The 17981-nt window shown below is 60.0% G+C and carries 14 protein-coding genes; 10 read left to right on the forward strand and 4 right to left on the reverse strand.

Annotated elements, in window-relative coordinates; all coding sequences use genetic code 11:
• Positions 1 to 12 precede the first annotated feature (12 nt).
• Together NG895_RS21280 and NG895_RS21285 are read right to left on the reverse strand one after the other, a co-directional pair.
• Positions 13 to 1449: a purine-cytosine permease family protein gene (locus NG895_RS21280; RefSeq protein WP_252854553.1), complete on the reverse strand. Its 1437-nt coding sequence runs from the start codon at positions 1447 to 1449 to the stop codon at positions 13 to 15.
• 18 nt (positions 1450 to 1467) lie between these two features.
• On the reverse strand, positions 1468 to 2757 hold the full coding sequence (locus NG895_RS21285) for an L-rhamnose isomerase (RefSeq protein WP_252854554.1): 1290 nt from the start codon (positions 2755 to 2757) through the stop codon (positions 1468 to 1470).
• A 222-nt stretch (positions 2758 to 2979) separates the two neighbouring features.
• Here NG895_RS21285 and NG895_RS21290 point away from each other — a divergent pair, with 222 nt between their 5' ends.
• On the forward strand, positions 2980 to 3840 hold the full coding sequence (locus NG895_RS21290) for a helix-turn-helix domain-containing protein (protein ID WP_252854555.1): 861 nt from the start codon (positions 2980 to 2982) through the stop codon (positions 3838 to 3840).
• Between the two features lie 156 nt (positions 3841 to 3996).
• The gene (locus NG895_RS21295; protein ID WP_252854556.1) at positions 3997 to 5394 is read left to right on the forward strand and encodes a phenylacetate--CoA ligase family protein; all 1398 of its coding nucleotides are present in this window, start codon (positions 3997 to 3999) and stop codon (positions 5392 to 5394) included.
• 10 nt (positions 5395 to 5404) lie between these two features.
• On the opposite strand, the gene NG895_RS21300 is transcribed toward NG895_RS21295, so the two are convergent.
• Together NG895_RS21300 and NG895_RS21305 are read right to left on the reverse strand one after the other, a co-directional pair.
• Positions 5405 to 6496 (reverse strand): DUF2817 domain-containing protein, encoded by a 1092-nt coding sequence (locus NG895_RS21300; RefSeq protein WP_252854557.1) that lies wholly within the window; start codon positions 6494 to 6496, stop codon positions 5405 to 5407.
• Positions 6497 to 6585: 89 nt separating this feature from the next.
• Entirely contained in the window at positions 6586 to 7488 is a 903-nt protein-coding gene (locus NG895_RS21305; protein ID WP_252854558.1) for an ABC transporter ATP-binding protein, read from the reverse strand.
• A gap of 114 nt (positions 7489 to 7602) precedes the next feature.
• Between NG895_RS21305 and NG895_RS21310 the strand changes: the two genes are divergently transcribed.
• From NG895_RS21310 to NG895_RS21345, 8 genes are all read left to right on the forward strand, one after another.
• Positions 7603 to 8697: an aromatic ring-hydroxylating oxygenase subunit alpha gene (locus tag NG895_RS21310; protein ID WP_252854559.1), complete on the forward strand. Its 1095-nt coding sequence runs from the start codon at positions 7603 to 7605 to the stop codon at positions 8695 to 8697.
• Positions 8694 to 10469, forward strand: coding sequence for an AAA family ATPase (locus tag NG895_RS21315; RefSeq protein ID WP_252854560.1), 1776 nt, complete (start codon positions 8694 to 8696; stop codon positions 10467 to 10469). The genes NG895_RS21310 and NG895_RS21315 overlap by 4 nt, the downstream gene beginning before the upstream one ends.
• A 117-nt stretch (positions 10470 to 10586) precedes the next feature.
• On the forward strand, positions 10587 to 12425 hold the full coding sequence (locus tag NG895_RS21320; protein ID WP_252854561.1) for a hypothetical protein: 1839 nt from the start codon (positions 10587 to 10589) through the stop codon (positions 12423 to 12425).
• Between the two features lie 86 nt (positions 12426 to 12511).
• The gene (locus tag NG895_RS21325) at positions 12512 to 13438 is read left to right on the forward strand and encodes a vWA domain-containing protein (RefSeq protein WP_252854562.1); all 927 of its coding nucleotides are present in this window, start codon (positions 12512 to 12514) and stop codon (positions 13436 to 13438) included.
• 100 nt (positions 13439 to 13538) lie between these two features.
• Positions 13539 to 15086 carry a phosphate ABC transporter substrate-binding/OmpA family protein gene (locus NG895_RS30665; protein ID WP_252854563.1) on the forward strand — a complete coding sequence of 516 codons (1548 nt, stop codon included), beginning with the start codon at positions 13539 to 13541 and terminating at the stop codon, positions 15084 to 15086.
• A 73-nt stretch (positions 15087 to 15159) separates the two neighbouring features.
• On the forward strand, positions 15160 to 15885 hold the full coding sequence (locus tag NG895_RS21335) for a hypothetical protein (RefSeq protein ID WP_252854564.1): 726 nt from the start codon (positions 15160 to 15162) through the stop codon (positions 15883 to 15885).
• 71 nt (positions 15886 to 15956) lie between these two features.
• A complete protein-coding gene (locus NG895_RS21340) occupies positions 15957 to 16766 on the forward strand; it encodes a coiled-coil domain-containing protein (RefSeq protein ID WP_252854565.1) in 810 nt (269 codons plus the stop codon).
• A 69-nt stretch (positions 16767 to 16835) separates the two neighbouring features.
• Positions 16836 to 17918 carry a type 2 periplasmic-binding domain-containing protein gene (locus NG895_RS21345; protein ID WP_252854566.1) on the forward strand — a complete coding sequence of 361 codons (1083 nt, stop codon included), beginning with the start codon at positions 16836 to 16838 and terminating at the stop codon, positions 17916 to 17918.
• Positions 17919 to 17981: the final 63 nt, after the last annotated feature.

Consider the following 17981-nt stretch of genomic DNA (forward strand, 5'->3'; position numbering starts at 1 on the left):
TCGATTCTCCGCTCAGTTGTTCGCTAATTGATCGTAACTCGGCACCGGACGCTGGAGCACCTTCGACAGTACCAGGTACAGCAGGCCACAGACTATCCAGCAGGGGATCACAAGATAAGCGGCGAACACGCCTTGCCAGAAGATCAGGTAGAGTCCTACGGCTACCGGTAGTACCCAGGCCAGCAGTACGGCAATGTTGAACGAAGACTTCGCGTGTGTTGAGTATTCGTCGGCCAAGCCAAATTTACGCATCAGGTAGAAGTCGACGAAAATCACCGCCCCCATCGGCCCCAGTACCGTGCCGTAGGTGCCGACGAAGTCGAGCAGTTTGGCGGAGAGGTTCGGAAATGCTCCGGCAATGGTGGCAACCAGTCCGGCCACGAGCGTCATGGCAATGCGGGAACTTTTGGGAAAGATCCCCTGGAACGCCAGTCCCGCGCGGTAGATCGTCGGGTTGGCTGTGGTCCAGCCGGCGATGATTACGCACAGGATGCCAGTCCACCCGACAGCCTCCGCTGCCAGCCAGCCTGGGTTGGCAACGACTTTTCCCTCGCTGTTCAGCAGCGCTTCGAAGTTGCCCGATTGCTGACTGAGCTTGATGGCAGCAGCGAGCATCAAAGCGGCCGCAATCCATGCCATGTAATGCCCCAGAAACATTCCAATTGCTGGCGCCCAGCCGGAGGATTTGTCGCGAGCGAAGCGGAAGATCGAAAGATCCGACATACCAAAATGCATCGCTCCGTTGCAGAGCCAGGCAAAGATGACGATCTGTGTGAAGGAAAAACTCTGCGGGTCCCGTTCCTGAACAAATGCCACGGCCGAGTCCCAATTGGCGATCAACGACGTCCAACTGGAGACATCCATCTGGGCCATCGAAACTAACCCGCAGGCGGCAAAAATGGCAATCATCCACGGAGCCGCGATGTTAGCCACACGGGCAACCATTTCGTACCCGGCGGCTGCAATCACCGCAATGACTGCGCCTACAATTACTACTAGCAGCGTAAACGACGGTTGGCCCAGCCCGAACAGTTCCTCGGGCACAGCGAATTCAACGCCCAGCGGCACGCCCACGGCGGTGGCCGACACGGTAATCATTGCACCCGCCAGGAAGCAGAACAGCACGCCATTCACCACGTTGTAGAGCTTCACCATCGAACCACCCGCGATCCGCTCGAGTTGATAGTAGAGCGTCATCCGCTTGGCCATGGCGATCGGCACCACCAGGAACCGCCAGGTGAGCACCGCCAGGATGTTCCCCAGCAGCAAGCCCAGGATCAAGTCCTGCAGGCTGGCTCCCGCACCTAGAAACAGGGGGCCAATCATGAACTCCGTACCTGCGGCGTGCTCGCCGGCGTACATGCCCCAGAATTTCCCCGGTCCCTTGAGCGCCGAATCCGGTACCGGCTCGCGTTCGAATTCGCCGCCTGTCGATTGCTCGTCCGCCATGCAAATCTCCCTGCAAGACTACAGCACGGCCGGGGTACCCGACCTGTTGATAAGAGTTGACCGCTCGTACTGGCGTACCTGGTCCAGCCAATCCATACCGACCGGCACGCCCGCTTGCAGACAATAGTAATCCCAAACCGGGCCGAGTGGCAGGGTTTTTATTTCCTCCATCAGGGCCAGCCGGGCGGTAAAGTCGCCTTGTTCCTCAAACTCGCGCAGTTTGGCCGTTGGCTCCAACAGCGCCGCGAGCAGCGCCTTGATCATGTTGCGTGTGCCGATTGCCCAGGCGGCGATGCGGTTGATGCTGGCGTCGAAGAAGTCGAGGCCGATGTGCGTCCGCTCGAGATAGCCACCGCGGACCAGTTCGGCGGCGATTTCGTAGAGCTCTTGGTTGTAAGTCACCACGTGATCGCTATCCCAGCGAACCCCCCGGCTGACGTGCAGCAGCAACTCCGGCACGTAGGTCAAGACCGACGAAATCTTGTCGGAGATGACCTCGGTGGGATGAAAATGCCCTGCGTCGAGGCACAGCAGCTTCTGTCGCGAAATCGCGTAGCCCAGATAAAACTCGTGAGAGCCTACCACGTAGCTTTCCGAGCCGATACCGAACAACTTGCATTCCACCGCGTCGAGATTCTGTGCCGGATCGATTGGTTCGGCGAATACCGCATCGAGCGAATCGGCCAAGCGTTCGCGCGGTGCCTTGCGATCGGCCGGAGTGTCTTTCATGCCATCGGGAATCCAAGAGTTGGTTACCGCTGGCGTGCCGAGCGCTGCGCCCATCGTGGCACCGATCTGCCGGCAAGCCTGGCCGTGCTCGATCCAGAAGTTCCGCATCTTGGCATCGGGGTGCGAGAGCGTCATGCCGTCGGCGGCCAGAGGATGGGCAAAGTAAGTGGGGTTGAAGTCGAGCCCCAGCTGTTGCTCCTTGGCCCAATCGATCCAGCCGGTGAAATGCTCGGGGCCAATCTCGTTGCGATCGGGTACGTGATCGCCGAACTCGCCGTAGATGGCGTGCAGGTTCAGGCGGTGGTTGCCCGGAATCAGCGAATAGGCCTGCTGGAGGTCCATCCGCAGCTCGTCAGGGGTGCTGGCCTTGCCGGGGTAGTTGCCGGTGACTGCCAGGCCGCCCCCCAGCTCGTCGCCCGACTGCTCGAAGCCGACGACATCGTCGCCCTGCCAGCAGTGCAACGAGATAGGGATCTGCCGCAGTCGCGACATCGCCTGCTCGGCATCCACGCCCAGGGACGCGTAAAGGTCACGGGCCAGTTCGTACGCTTGCTCGACACGCTGATCGCTAGAAGGCATGGGAGAGTCCGCCTGCATGCTGAAGTTGGGAAGAGGTACCGCTGTTACCGAAGGCAGATTCTAACCGACGCAGGAGGGCAAAACCTTGACGATCGTGACGTCTACTAGCACAATGGTGCCAGGCTGGTCGCCTTCCGCGATTGGCTGAGGTCTTTTCGCAACTCTTTGCAGCAAAACAGTTTGCTGCATGCAATGCCGTGGGCATTCCGCAATGGCGGCCGGATGATTCGCACTCTCAAGAAAGACGACTGGTTTCATTCCGATGGATTTCCCATTGTCATCGAGCGACGTGACCCCCAGGAGCCATTCGGGCTGCACGCCCACGAGTTCTCCGAAGTGGTGCTGATCACCGGGGGGCGGGGACTGCACGTTACGGGTGAAGATTCGTGGCAGCTTTCGGCCGGCGACGTCTTTGCCATTGGCGGCGAACGGCCGCACGACTACTTGAACATGGATCGCTTGCAACTGGTGAATATCATGTTCGACCAGAACAGCCTGTCGATAGAGCCGATGGACCTCAGTTCGCTGCCTGGCTATCACGCCTTGTTCCGGCTGGAGCCAGCCTGGCGGAAACGCCACCAGTTTCAAAGTCGCCTGCGGCTCTCATCCGCCGAACTGGCGGTGGCCATGGGGTACGTCGATCAACTGGAAGACGAACTGCAGCGGCGATCGCCCGGTTTCCGCTGCATCGCGATGGCCTGCTTCATGCAACTGGTTGGATACCTGTCGCGTTGCTACGGACAGGCCAAGAGTTCCGACTCCAGGGCGCTATTGCGAATCGCCGAGTGCATTACGCACCTGCAAACGCATTTCGCCGATGCGATTCAGCTCGAACAGTTGTGCCAGATGGCCGGCATGTCTCGGCGGAGCTTTCTGCGGGCGTTCGAGGCGGCGACCGGCTGCACGCCGATTGCCTACCTGATTCAACTGCGCGTTACCCACGCGGCCCGGCGGTTGCGGCAGTCGCCGGACAGCGTGACCGACATCGCCTATGCGGTGGGGTTCAATGATAGTAACTACTTCTCTCGCCAGTTCCGCAAGCACTACGGCACCTCGCCCCGCGCCTATCGACAGTCGACGTGAGGCCTGCGCGATCGACTCGGGGCGGTGCTGGTCATAGGGCGACCAATGGCCGAATTCTTTCACATGGTATCTAGTCCGTTGGTCGCCAACTGCGAGAATAGGGCGTCGGGCATTCTGGGTTGAGTGGCCACGTTTACGTTTCAAGGAGCGGCGTCGATGGAGCTATGGGAAACACTGCGGTTCGGTGCGCGAGCCCTGCACTTGAAGTCGATGTCGACGGCTTCGCCCGAGAAGATTGCCGATAAGCAGCTTTCCCGTCTGCGGCGTCTGGTGGCACACGCCAAGGAGAACTCGCCGTACCTGGCGGAGAAGTATGCTGACGTGAATCCGGAGACCTGTGAGCTCGCGGACCTGCCCGTCAGTGACAAGTCAGAGGTGATGGAGAACTTCGATCGTTGGCTGACCGTCGACGACGTGAAGCAGAACGAAGTGGAGGCGTTTTTTGACGACGAATCCAACCTCGGCAAGCTGTTCAAAGAGCGGTACGTGCTCAGCCACACCTCTGGTAGCACCGGACAGCCGTTGTTGTTGGTCAAGGCGCCCATCGACTTCGAGTTGATGTTCGCTCTACAGGCCGCCCGCGGGCATCGGACCTCGCTGGACCTGAAGGAGATGTTTACCCGCCTCACCGAGCCGGTCCGTTTGGCAGCGGTGACCCTGAAGCCGGGATTCTACCCGTCGGGTTCGGCGTTTCAGTACATGCCCGACGGCGTCAAGAACTTTATCGACGTACTGCAACTGAGCTTGAACGACGAGAATCTGCTGGCGCGACTGGCAGAGTTCAAGCCAACGCACCTGACTACCTACGCCAGCATCCTGCACGAACTGGCCCGTGCGGTGGAAGCAGGCGAGCTCGATTTTGGCGATCACCTGGAGCAAGTGGTTAACATCAGCGAGAAGCTGATGGCCGGCCCCCGCAAGCGATACGAGAAGCTGTTCGGCGCGCCGGTGCTGGACGACTACGGTATGGGCGAGTGCCTGTTCCTGACCAGCGGCTGCATGACGAGCCAGGGCATGCACGTCAATTCCGACTGGGCCATCCTCGAGGTGGTGGACGACGACAACCAGCCCGTTCCCGCCGGCGAGCGGGGTGCCAAGGTGTTGCTCACCAACCTTGCCAACCAGATCCAACCGTTCATTCGCTACGAAGTGGGCGACGTGGTTGTGATGGCCAGCAAAAACTGCGACTGCGATGTCACGCTGCCACTGATCGCCGAAATCGAAGGACGCAACTCGGAGATTTTCTACACGCAGGTCAATGGCAACTTGAGACCAGTGCACCCCGCGATTGTCGAGCAAGCCATCGGACAAACCACCGAGGTTCGCGAGTATCAGATCGTGCAGGACGGTCCAAAGTTTTTGCAGATAAGCGTCGAGCCCATTGGTTCGGCAAGCATCGATGCCCAGCAAGTGCGGCAGCAGGTACTCGAGCGGCTGGCGGACGAGGGCGTTACCGAACTCGAGGTGCAGGTCGAAGTGGTCGATCGGCTGGTGCCCTCCGACCAGGGCAGCAAGTTCCAACGGGTGATCACCAACTTCGAACCCGAGCAGTGACTCCGAGGTTTCAGCCGGCGAGCACGTTCGCCGCGTGTGCTACCAGTTGGCTGCCGGTGTCGAAGCACTTCTGCCGCCAGTTGGGCCGCTTGGGGGCGAAGGCCTCGGACAATCGCACGCGCGACCAATGGGTGGCCGGCAAGTTCTCTTGCCATTGGGTCCAGCGGTTCTCGTCCGCCAGGCAGCGAACCACCTGCAGGGCCGCGTAAGTGCCAAACTCGGCCGTGGCGTAGTGGTATCGGCAGTCGGGAAACAGCGACTGCAGCCAGGGACCAAAGCTGCCGCGGACCTGGTAGCGGCTAATCTGATCCGACTCGACCACTTGAAACGCGGAGAAGTTGTCGTGCCACCACGCAGCGCCATCCGACGATTCGCTTTCGGAGAGCAGCAGTTCGCAATTGGCCCACCGCCCCAGCCCCGTGTGAAAGTCGAGGTGAATCACCTCTTCGGCGGCGGGCAGCAGTTTCGGTAGCGAAGCGCCCAGCAACTCGCCCGACTGCGCGAGCCGCTGGCCGCCATAGAAAATCCAATCGGGGTGATCGTACTGTCCGACGGGCAGGGTCTCCCAGAACGATCGCTTGCCGTGCCTGGCGGCCAAGTAGCCCATCCGCAGCGTGGAGGTAGCGATGCGGAGTGGCCTGGTGGGCGGCCCCAGTACCTTGCGGAACTTGCCGGCGAGTGGTGGTGCGCCGTGGTACGGCTGGTCGGGCAGCAGGAAGTTGCGATTCAGATCGACGTTCTGCTCGTTAAACCGCCGACGCATGGCAAAGCCATAAGGATTCACCGCGTGGATCAACACGAGCGACTGCCCGTCCTTCGGCAATGTCATCGCGCGCAGATTCTCGAGCACGGCGAGCTGCAAGGCCGAACCGAGGGGCGCCTCGACGCCATGCACACCGCTGGAGAGTGCAACCCATCGCGTCGCTTGGGATGACCCGATCACGGCAATATCAATCGACAGTGGTTGCTCGAAGTGGTCGTCGAGTGCCAGCTCCAGGGCATGATGTTCCCCCCCCGCTGCTTCGCAGGCCGCAACAAAGCGTTGCCGAGCCTCGAAGTAATCGCTGGAGAAAAAATCGATTGCGGAACTGGTGCTAGCCACATCTCCACCAATGAGTGTGTTGGACGGACTAACCCATTATGCGCTATTTTTCTCGCGCATCGAACCGATCAACTCGAGAGAGGACGTGCTCAAACCTTCGTTTCCACCGGCTGTTTTTCGTGTTGGGCCCAGAAGGTGATGAACTTGCGGTGGTCTTTCTGGAACGAGGGGCTGAAGACGCAACTAATCAGTTCTTCCTTCTGCTCGACAAAGCGGGTAACGTCCTTTGGCTGGTCCGGCGCGAAGATGGGAGCCGCGCGGTCGTACACGATCGTAGCTCCGTTGGCCCCGTCGTTGTGATATTGCGATAGGCCCACGACGCGGTCGCTAACAAACAAGGCTTCGTTCAACTCGTGCGTGACGATGATCACCGTGTAGGGGGGCACGCGGTCTTCCTCGCGGGCTCGCACGTTTTCGGCGTACAGCTTCAGCAGCATCAACTGCAGTTCTTCCCGCGTTGCTTCGTCCAGAGCGCCGAACGGTTCGTCCAGCAGCAGAATGCGTGGCTCCATGATCAATGCTTGCGCGATGGCCACCCGCTGCCGCATGCCGCCCGACATCTCGCTGGGGTACAAATCACGGGCGGCGTGGAGGCCCACCTTTTTAAGGAACTCGTCGGCTTGCTCCAAATGTTGCTTGCGCAACTTCCGCCACGAGAAGTATTGAAACACGCGATAGGGCGTGGAAGTCTGGTCCAGCAGCAGGCCAAACGCCACGTTCTGCCGGGCGGTGAGGAACTCGTACAGGCTGTAGTGCTGGTACACGATGCCGACATCGCGCGTGGGACGTTCGACCTGATTGCCACCAACCAGCACCTGCCCCTCGGTGGGCGGGTGGGTGCCGAGCACGGCCCGCAGCAGGGTCGATTTGCCGCAGCCACTGGGGCCCACGAGCGCGACGACTTGCCCCGCGCCGACGCGGAGATTCACCTCGTTGAGCACCTTCTTGGGCCCGTAGCTGTGCGAAACGTTCTCGATAATCAGGTTTGACATAAACAGTCGCGACCAGGGATTCGGGGCAGGTGTTTACCAATCTTTCGTCTCACTGAACGAATTATCGGCACACACGCTATCTCAAACCAGTGGGCCAAGCGGTATACTGCTACCATGGACTATCAGTTCGATCCTTCGACCCCCGTGGAAGCGGCGGCAACGCCGCCTGCGTCGTGGTATACCGATCCGGCGGTGCTGGCCGCCGAGAAACGTCAGGTGTTCGAGAAGATGTGGATCGCGGTGGGACGCAGCGACCAGGTGGCCAGCGCCGGCAGCTATTTTACTGGCGACCTGGTTGGCAATCCTTATATTGTGCTTCGCGACGAATCGGGTGAACTCCGCGCGATGCACAATGTATGTCGCCATCATGCGGCAGTGGTGGCCCAGGAGTGCGGCCGCGCCACGGAGCTAGTGTGCCCTTACCACGGCTGGACTTACCATTTGGACGGCCGGCTGAAGCGTGCCCCGCGGATGGGCAAGATGACGGACTTCAACTTGGACGACTTCTGCCTGCCGACTATCGCCGTGGAAGAGTGGGGGCCGTTCGTATTGGTCGATCTCGATGGTTCGCTCGGCGGGCCAGACAATCCGCGCGACCTGATGGCCGACGTGAAACCGTTGGTGCCGCCGCTGCAGGAGCTTGGCTTCGAATCGATGCGGTGGGTCGAGCGGCGGGTATATGAGATTCGCTGTAACTGGAAGGTGTTTGTCGACAACTCGCTCGACGGCGGATACCACGTGGCCTACGCTCATGAAGGGCTGGCCGAGGGGCTCGAGTTCGGCGGGTACGAGACGCACATCTACGATCGTACCAGCATCCAGATCTGCGACGCCAGCGGCAAAGACGACCGCCTCGGCTCGAAGGTGATCTACGCCTGGCTGTATCCGAATTTTTTCATCAATCGGTACGGCCGGATGATGGATACCAACCTGGTGCTGCCGCTGACCGAGAACACGTGCCAGGTGGTGTTCGATTTTTACGTCGACTACGAGGATATTGAAGACTGGAATGCCAAGCGTACCATACGCAAGTCGGTGAGCCAAAGCCACGTGATCCAGCAGGAAGACATCGAGATTTGCGAGTCGACTCAGATCGGACTGAAGTCGATGTCGTTCAACCGTGGGCGGTATTCGTCCAAGCTCGAACGCTCGGTCCACGCTTTCCACACCATTCTCTGGAACGATATCAAGGACGATTTGCCACCATGAGTCAGACGCACGATTTCTTCACACGCTTCGCCCGACTACTCAACTCCGGCCAGGCCCGCAGTGTGATCCTGTGTGGCAACATTTACGATCTGCTGTGGGATGGCGAGGCGTACGTGCCGCTGAACTCGTTCCTGCTCAAGAAAACGGCCGCACCCGGGTTGTTACAGTTAGTGTACGAGCTGAACGGGCCAGTTCGGATGGACGACACCACCCGCGACAAACTGCGTGGCGCGTGGGTGGAATGGAAGTCGGGGGTCGATGCCAACACGCTGGCCCTGCGCGAGCTGCACCAGCGTGGCTCGAAGCTCGAGATGTACCAGGAAGAGTTCGACCGCAACATTCGCGACGCGACGGGCAATCCGACACTCGCCCTGGAGCTTCTGCGGCAACTGACTATTTGTTCGCGGGCTGCGCTGCGAGAGAATCTGATCATCATCGTCGAAGCAGCCGACATGCTGCTGCCGGAGCAGGGCAACCTGGCGGCGCTCAACGATCGGCAGATGCATCGCATCAGCATCGTGCACGACTGGTTTGGCGATCCCGAATTTGCCGAAGGGGCCGACTCGGTCTGCTTGCTCGCTGAGTCGCGGGCGCTAATCCACAACCGCGTGGCACGGATGCCGCAGGTGTTGAGCGTAGAAGTGCCCGCACCGTCCCTGGAGCACCGTGTTGCATTCATCGAAAACTACACGGAGCGGACCACCCCCAAGCCAAAACTGTGGTCGACCCCGGAGGTGCTGGGCAAATGTACGGCCGGGCTGTCGCTGCAGGCACTGCGGCAGATGCTGGCCGGTGCGGCGTACACCGGCGAAGAGCTGACGGCCGATACGGTGTTTGAGAAGGTGGAGGAGTTTATCCGCACCCAGTTGGGTGACGACGTGGTTGACTTCAAGAAGCCCACACACGACCTGGACGACGTGGTGGGCTTTACGCAGCTCAAGGAGTTCTTGAGTCGCGAGTTGATTCCCCGTTTCAAGGCCGAAGGACCCAAGGCTCTGCCCGGTGCCGCGGTGGCCGGGGCGATTGGCAGTGGCAAGACGTTCATCTTCGAAGCCGTGGCCGCCGAGCTGGATCTGCCCGTGCTGGTGCTGAAGAATATTCGCAGCCAGTGGTTTGGACAGACGGACGTGGTATTCGAACGCTTGCGCCGCGTGCTCGATGCGCTCGACAAGGTGGTGATCTTTGTCGACGAAGCCGACACCCAGTTCGGCCGCGTGGACGCCAACGCACACGAAACTGAGCGCCGGCTTACCGGTAAGATCCAGGGCATGATGAGCGATCCGCAGCTTCGCGGCCATGTGCTGTGGCTGTTGATGACCGCTCGCATTCATCTGCTGTCGCCCGACATTCGGCGGCCTGGTCGCGTAGGCGACCTGATCATTCCGGTGCTCGATCCCGTGGGGGACGATCGCCTGGCGTTCATTCGCTGGCTGCTCGACTCGGTGAAATTTGCGGGCGATGCCGATTCGACCCAAGACGACTTGGTCCGGGAGCTCGACGAAGACTTGTTGCCCACCGAGTACTCTGCCGCGTCGTTTGCTTCGCTTCGCTCGCTGCTGTTGGCGCTGGAACCAGAAACGTGGGAAGACGTCCGCGCGGCGGTCCACGACCAGATCTCGCCCGACATCGGGGCCACGCGCGAGTACCAGACTCTGCAAGCACTGCTGAACTGTACGCGACGTTCGCTGCTGCCGAATCCTGACTTCACGGTCGAAGATCGCCAAAACTGGGAACGCCGCATCCGCGAACTAGAATTGGACGGCATTGGGTAGTTGGGGCTGTGGCCTGAGCGCGGTAAGTTGCACCTAGCAGCTTGATGGCAATTTCTGCACCAATATTGGGCGATTCTTTGCGAATACGCTTTCAAATCCACTCATGGGGAGGTTTTGATGCACATTCAACGTCTATCTTACGTCATGGCCCTGTTGTTGCTGGTGGCAACGCCTGTTGGCGCCCAGCAGCTTTTTTCCAGTTTGACCGGCCCGCTTAGTGTCGAGCCGGTGGAAGACGGCGCCGTTACCAACGTGCCCTACATCACCTGGGGCGGCGACGTGGCCACGTTCTTGGCCAACGGCGGGCTGGAGACCAAGCCCGATTCCATCTACGGCAAGAGCGGACTGAAGCTGAAGCTCACGCCGGGCGACGACTTCGTGCAGCAGGTGAAAGACTACATGGGCGGCAAATCGCCCTACCTGCGGGGCACCTTCCGCATGCTGGGGCAAGCCAGCGAAGTGATTGGCAGCGACCCCCGCACCAAGCCAGTGATTATCCTGCAGCTTTCGTGGAGCGGTGGCGACCACGTCGTGGCGCGTAAAGACTTGCGAACCCTGAACGACCTGAAACGCGATGGCAAGAAGGTCCGCATCGCTTGCCAGCAAGGCGGTCCGCATGTGGGTCTGCTGTTCGACGCCCTGGCGGCAGCCCAGTTGACCAACGAGGATGTCGAGATCGTGTTCGTCGACGACCTCACCGGTCCGAACGGCGCGGCGGAGAAGTTTCGCAACGACAAGACAATCGACGCTTGCTGCGTGATCACTCCCGACATGATTGGTCTGACCGGTGGGCTCGACTCTACCGGCACCGGCGCCGAGGGCACCGTGGAAGGCGCGCACGTATTGGTCTCGACGCAGAACATGTCGCGTTCGATCGCCGACGTCTACGCCGTGCGGAGCGACTGGTATAAGACGCATCGTGAGGAAGTCGAGAAGTTCGTGGCCGGCTACCTGCAGGCGACGGGCGAGGTGACCAAGATGCGCGACGACTTCGAAAAGACACAGCGGATGTCCAACGACTACCGCCAGTTGCTGACCATGAGCCAGCAGATCTTCGGCGAGGACGTGTTGCCCACCCTGGAAGTGGACGCCCATGGATTGCTGCTCGATTGCCGGTTTGTGGGCCTGCCCGGTCAGATTGCCTTCTTCCAGCAGTCGGGTAACCTGAGCGGATTCGAGCCCAAGTTGACGGCCGCTCTGGACCTGGCCACCACCTGGGGGTACGCCAAGAGTCGCAAGGGTTTCGAACCCGCCAACTTCGACTACCGGCAGCTTGCCAACATGGCGGGCGTGAAGTACAGCGAGCCCAAGCGCGTGGTGAAGGCGGAAGGTCTGACCGAGTTCCCCGACGACGATCTCGACGCCGGCACCATCGTTAGCTTCACCATTTCGTTTGAACCGAACCAGACCGACTTCTCGGTCGATCGCTACGGAGCTGAGTTCGACCGTGCCCTGCAGTCGGCCAGCACGTTTGGTGGGGCAGCGGTGGTGATTCGCGGTCACTCCGACCCAACTAAGACCCTGGTGCAGCTCATCAAGAGCGGCATGCAGAAGGGACTCATCCGCCGCTCGGGTCAGAAGGGCAACTACCGCTATTTCCTCAACGCTCAGGGCGGCAATAAGGAACTCGACCTCAGCCAGACCGAAACGATCGTCCAACTGATCGAGTCGGGTGCGTTCGAAGGCGCTGCCGACAGCCCCCTGCAAACCATGCAAGCCGCACTGAACCTGTCGCAGGCTCGCGCCGAGCAGGTGAAGCAGGCCATTATCGATTACGCCGAACAGCGTGGGGTGAACGTGAACCTCTCGCAACTTCAGCCGCTGGGGGCCGGTATCTCCGATCCGATGATCTCGAAGCCCTCCAACATGGCTGAAGCGAAGCAAAACATGCGAGTGGAGTTCCGCATCGTGAAAGTGAACCCTGAAGACCTGTCCGAAGAGGACTTCGACTTCTAGCGTGACCTGGCGTTTGTCTCGGTAATATGATTCGCTGGCGGGTCACGACCCGTCGGAAAGACGCTCCCACAGGAAGGACGAAACCGATGTTGCGAAGCCTGATGATACTTTGTGTCATGGTCGCAGCGATTCTGATCGCCACGCCGGTACGAGCGGCGAGCGATTTGAATCTGGTCGTGATCCTGGACAACTCGGGATCGATGGATCAACGCATGCCCGGTGGCGGCACACGCATCGCCGCGGCCAAGCAGGCGCTGCTGAAGGTGCTGGACCAAACGCCGCCGGACGCCGAGGTAGGTGTGCTGCTGCTTAACGCTGGTCGCAACGGTCGGTGGCTCATCCCACTGGGGCCGCTCGACAAAAAAGCGATGGCTCAGTCGGTCAGAGGTCTGTCGGCCGAAGGGGGCACGCCTTTGGGCGAGACCATGAAGATGGCCGCCGATGCGTTGCTGGAGCTGCGTGAGAAGCAGTGCTATGGAACCTATAAGATGCTGATCGTCTCCGATGGCGAGGCCACCTATCCCAGGGTCGTTGAAAAGTACCTTCCCGAGATACAAGCTCGCGGTATTTTGATCGACGTGATCGGCGTCTCGATGGCCCAACAGCATAGCCTGGCAACGCGAGTGGCTACGTACCGCCGCGCGGACGACCCCGCTTCGCTGGAGCAGGCCATCTCCGAGGTGGTGCTGGGGGAGAGTACCAGCGACGCTGCGGGCGATGCCGGCGAGAGCGACTTCGAAGTAATCGCGCCTATCCCTAACGAGATGGCCGCCGCATCGCTTGCCGCACTTACTCGGCCGCAGAACGTGGCCGTGGGCGAAGGCGATTTCACTCCACCGTCGGCGGTAGCCTCGCCGGCAACCGGCCAAGCGATGCCCGCTCAGCAAGTGCAGCAGCCTCAGCCGCCCAACGATCGTCGTGGGCGTGGCGGACTGTCCTTCACGACTATCATTATCGCTGGAATCGTCCTGATATTCTTCCTGCGTATTTTCGCCTCGATTGGCAATCGCTAGCCACCAAGGCACAATAGTGGCATGAAGCCATTGATGGTCTGTTTTTCGAGCCTGGCCGCCCTGCGTGCGGCAGTCGCCCGGTGTATCGGAGGAGCTTGAAGTGTCCAAGGGCAAGTTACTTGCCGTGAGTATCGTGTGGCTGCTGATTCTTGCAGTTGGCGTCGGTGTATGGAAGATCGTCTTCGCTCCGGCCGTGGAACTGTCGAAAGAAGAACAACAGCGCCGGGCCGCTGAACAAGCGCAGCAAGAGCGTGATGCGGCCCTGCGTAAAGGTGGCTCCGACAGTCGCTACCGCACGCAGGTGAACATTGCCCTGGATGGATTCAGCGGCTACGCCGTACTCCGTTCGCCCGAATTTGCCGAAGAGCTGCGCAGTCAAGGTATCAAGCTCGAGCTGATTGACGACGGTGCCGACTATGAGGAGCGGCTCAACTCGCTCAAACAGGGCGATACCGACATGGCGGTGTTCACCGTGGATGCATTGGTGAAGACTTCCGCCAAGCTGAATGCACTTCCGGCCACGATTGTGGCCCTGGTAGACGAGACGGTGGGCGCCGATGCCATCGTGGCCTACAAGGAGACGTTTCCCAACGTCGCCGCGCTGAACGACCCCGACACAAAATTTATCCTGACGCCCGACTCGCCCAGCGAGACGTTGGCCCGGGTGGTGATGTCGCGATTCGACCTGGATCGGCTCGGTAGTGAGCCGTTTATCAAAGTGAACGATGCCGCGCAGGTTTTGGAGCGATACAAAGCGGCCCGTCCTGGCGATAAGTTCGCTTACGTGTTGTGGGAACCGTACGTTACGCAGATGCTGCAGAACGACCGCGTGCACGTGGTGGTCGATAGCTCGCGGTTTCCGTCGGCCATCGTCGACGTACTGGTTGCCAGCGACGACTACATCGCCAAGAACCGCGAGACGGTGGTCGCGGTGGTAAAGGCCTACCTCAAGGTCAACTACCAATACCGCAGCGATGCTGCCCGCACCAAGCTGGTGATCGCCGATGCCAAGGCCAGTGGCACCGCGCTCAGCGAGGCCGAAGCCAAGAGGTTGGTCGAGGGAGTGTGGTGGAAGAATACGCAGGAAAACCTCGCCCACATGGGGGTCCGCACCGGCACTCGGCTGCCCCATCTGGAGGACATGATTGCCGGCGTGGTGGCGGTGCTGCTGGAGTCGGATTCCATCGCCAGCGATCCCACCGATGGCCACCCCAACTACTTGTATAACGACTCGGTCATGAACGACCTGGCGGCATTTCATCCAGGCGTGGACTCAGAGCAAATTCGCGGCACCGAGATGCCCAAACTCAGCGACAGCCAGTGGAACTCGCTGGTCGAGGTGGGCACCGCACGGGCGCCTACGCTGGTATTTGCCCGCGGCACGGCCCGCCTGACTGAGCGAAGTCGCTCGCTGCTCGACGAACTGGCTGGCACACTGCAGTCAACACGTTACTATGTAATTGTCCGCGGCAACGCATCGCGGCGGGGTAACCTGGAGGCAAACAAGAAGCTTGCCGAGCAACGGGCACATGAAGTAGAGCAGTATTTGACCAGCCAGGGGGTCGACGCCGATCGAATTCGTGCGATTGGAGTCGAGCCGAGCGGCAGTACCTCCGTGACGTTCCTGCTGGGCGAACTGCCGTACTGACACTTGGTCAAGCCGAAGAGATTCGTTTGACGAATTGTGAACACCCAGCCCGGCAAAATGCACATCACGGTTTATGGACGACGTCAAAAAGAAGGTCTTGCTCGATCTGTTCGTCTCGCCGTGGACGGTGGTGCCGATCGTGGGGGGACTTAGCGCCTTTTTGCTGTCTTGGGGAATGGATGGGAGCACCGCGCTGAACCTCGTCGGACTGGCGGGAGTGCTGGCGGGTTTAGGCATCCAGGCCTCGCGGTTGATCTTCGGCATCGAGGAGCTAACTGAGAAGGCGCACGGGTACCTGACCGAACAGGAGCGGCGCGAACAAGAACTACGGCTGGATGCGCTGGCCGAGCGATTGGGCCAAGATGACGACCCGCGGAGCGAAGAGTGTTTGAGGCGTTTGCGAAAACTGTACGCCTCGCTGGAGACGTTGCCGCCCACGGGTTCGACGGCCACGTTGTTCCGCGAAAAAGTCGACAAGTTATTCCGTGCCGCGGTTCGGCAACTGGAAAAATCGCTCGAGCTATGGGAAAAAGCAAATAGACTGCCCGGCCAGACGGGGCGGCCCCTGTTGGCCGAGCGGAAGAATGCCATCGACGAGGTAGTACTCACCGTGAATCACCTGGCCCGCACCGTCGAGCAATTCCATGCCTTTCAACTGCAAGATAGCGACGACGAACTGGCAAAACTTCGCGAGGAACTCGATCGAACCATCGAAGTGGCTCGCAAGGCCGACGAATACATCGACGCCATCGACACCCCCAGCATGTATGACGAGTCGGAATACGAGAACCTGAACTGACATCATTCTCAGCCGGCGCGTGCGCCGCATCGATAATAACGGAATCAACTGTATCAATCACGAGGGTCTAGATGTTCAAAGCACTGGGTAAATACGTTCGAGCCGTGTGGTATCTGGTCACATTTCGCATCGACAAGGCGAGCGAAACGCTCCGCATGAATCCCGGCGTGGTGTCCGCCAATTACGACCGCATCATCGACGAGAAGCGAAGCCGCATCAATCAATACAAGGATGCGATCAGCGCGATGATCGCGCAGGAAGAGACCAAGAAGAGCAAGATCAAGGGGCTGAGCGACGAGATCGAGAAGCTCGAGAAGCTCAAGGCCGGCGCGGCTGCCAAGGCCCGGCAGGTGGCCGAGAAGTTTGGCGGCGATGCCGAAGCGACCCGCAATGATCCGGAGTACCTGAAGTGTCAAACCGCTTTTAAAGATTTCAGCAACACCCTGAGCGAGAAGCAGGCTCGCGTGGCGGAACTCGAAGGCGATGTCGAGCAGTTGATGGAGAACATCAACCGCCACAAGCTGCAGATCCAAACGCAGATGCGCGAGCTCGAGAAGCTGGGCGAGGAGAAGCACGACGCCGTGGCCAGCATCCTGTCGGCCAAGGAAGAACAGCAAATCGCCGACCTGATGACCGGACTGTCCGAGGATCGCACCAGCGAGGAACTGCGAGAGCTTCGCGAACTGCGCCAGAAGGCGTCGGCCAACGCACGCGTCAGCCGCGAACTGGCCGGGCTCGATACCAAGCAGGCCGAAGCGGAGTTCATGGACTACGCTTCGGCGAGTCAGGCGAACGACGAGTTCGATGCGCTGATTGGTCTGACAAACAAGTCGCCGGAAGCGGAATCCGGTCCCGATGCGGCAAGAATTCCCGAATCATGACGAATGAGTGGCAGGCCATGACTTCCAAAACCAATGGCACAACACTCCAACCCAATGGAAGGAACACTGATGACACGATTACAGCTTGCGACTTGTACCCTGCTAGTGGCCGCCTGCATGGTGGGCTGCAACAACAAGAGATCAACAACCACAGGCGGCGGCGGCCCAGGCGGCGAAACCCCTGTGATGAGTCTCGCCTGGAGCGAGTACCCCAGTTGGTCGGTGTTTGGCGTGGCTCACGAGAAGGGCCTGTTGAACAAGGACGAAGGCGCCCAGGGCGAACTTGAGAAGAAGTGGGGTGTCGACATCGTGCTGGTACAGGCCGACTACGATACCTGCCTGAGCGAATACGGTAACTCGACGGTCGATGCGGTTTGCATGACCAATATGGATAGCCTTGCACCTTCACTTGGCCGCGATTCGGTCGCGATCATCCCCACCTCCACCAGCGTTGGCGCCGATGCCTGCATCACAGTGGGGGTCGACTCGCTCGAAGCCCTGAAGGACGTGCCCACGTACGGCCTGGAGAAGTCGGTATCGCAATATGCCTTTGAGCGTTGCCTGGAAATTGAAGGGGCGAACCCCGATGACTACGAATTCAAGAACATGGATCCCGCTGTCGCCGCGCAGGGCATGCAAACCGGGGATGCCAACGTCAAGTCGATCATGGTCTGGAATCCGTTTGTGATGCAAACCTTGCGGGACCGGGAGGGAGCCAAGCGGATGTTCGACTCCAGCAAGATCCCCGAAGAGATCATCGACATGGTGGTCGTCAGCAAGTCGAAGCTGGCCGAACCGGGTGGCGAAAAGTGTGCCTGCGCCATCCTCGATGCCTTCTACCAGGTGAACGCCATGCTGGCCGACGACGCCGAGCGTGACGATACCCTCAAAGCTTTGGGCGAGAAGTTTTCGAGCCTGGGTGTCGAAGATATGGAGGTTGTGGTGAAGGAGACGCAGATGTACGCCACGCCTAAGGATGGAATTGAGCTGTTCGAGAAAACTGAGTTCAAGGACAAGACCATGCCGATGGTGGTCGACTTCTGTTCCGCTCACGACATGCTGGACGAGAAACCGTCGGTGGGCTTTGGTGATGCCGACGCCCAGTTGAACTTCGACGCCTCGTACATGCAGAAGGTGCAGGAAGGGGAGTAGCCGTTTTCTCCCCACAGATTTGATACTACGATGACGAGGGTACAGAGCGGAGGCTTTGTGCCC

The sequence above is a fragment of the Aeoliella straminimaris genome (assembly GCF_024054565.1).
In the GTDB taxonomy this organism is placed as follows: Bacteria; Planctomycetota; Planctomycetia; order Pirellulales; family Lacipirellulaceae; genus Aeoliella; species Aeoliella straminimaris.

What these genes read in the sequence shown, in the direction of transcription:
- NG895_RS21305 (WP_252854558.1), bottom strand. Translation starts at nt 7,488, where the DNA reads ATGTCAAACCTGATTATCGAGAACGTTTCGCACAGCTACGGGCCCAAG.
- NG895_RS21315 (WP_252854560.1), top strand. Translation starts at nt 8,694, where the DNA reads ATGAGTCAGACGCACGATTTCTTCACACGCTTCGCCCGACTACTCAAC.
- NG895_RS21310 (WP_252854559.1), top strand. Translation starts at nt 7,603, where the DNA reads ATGGACTATCAGTTCGATCCTTCGACCCCCGTGGAAGCGGCGGCAACG.
- NG895_RS21325 (WP_252854562.1), top strand. Translation starts at nt 12,512, where the DNA reads ATGTTGCGAAGCCTGATGATACTTTGTGTCATGGTCGCAGCGATTCTG.
- NG895_RS21290 (WP_252854555.1), top strand. Translation starts at nt 2,980, where the DNA reads ATGATTCGCACTCTCAAGAAAGACGACTGGTTTCATTCCGATGGATTT.
- NG895_RS21335 (WP_252854564.1), top strand. Translation starts at nt 15,160, where the DNA reads ATGGACGACGTCAAAAAGAAGGTCTTGCTCGATCTGTTCGTCTCGCCG.
- NG895_RS21285 (WP_252854554.1), bottom strand. Translation starts at nt 2,757, where the DNA reads ATGCCTTCTAGCGATCAGCGTGTCGAGCAAGCGTACGAACTGGCCCGT.
- NG895_RS21345 (WP_252854566.1), top strand. Translation starts at nt 16,836, where the DNA reads ATGACACGATTACAGCTTGCGACTTGTACCCTGCTAGTGGCCGCCTGC.
- NG895_RS21340 (WP_252854565.1), top strand. Translation starts at nt 15,957, where the DNA reads ATGTTCAAAGCACTGGGTAAATACGTTCGAGCCGTGTGGTATCTGGTC.
- NG895_RS21280 (WP_252854553.1), bottom strand. Translation starts at nt 1,449, where the DNA reads ATGGCGGACGAGCAATCGACAGGCGGCGAATTCGAACGCGAGCCGGTA.
- NG895_RS21295 (WP_252854556.1), top strand. Translation starts at nt 3,997, where the DNA reads ATGGAGCTATGGGAAACACTGCGGTTCGGTGCGCGAGCCCTGCACTTG.
- NG895_RS21320 (WP_252854561.1), top strand. Translation starts at nt 10,587, where the DNA reads ATGCACATTCAACGTCTATCTTACGTCATGGCCCTGTTGTTGCTGGTG.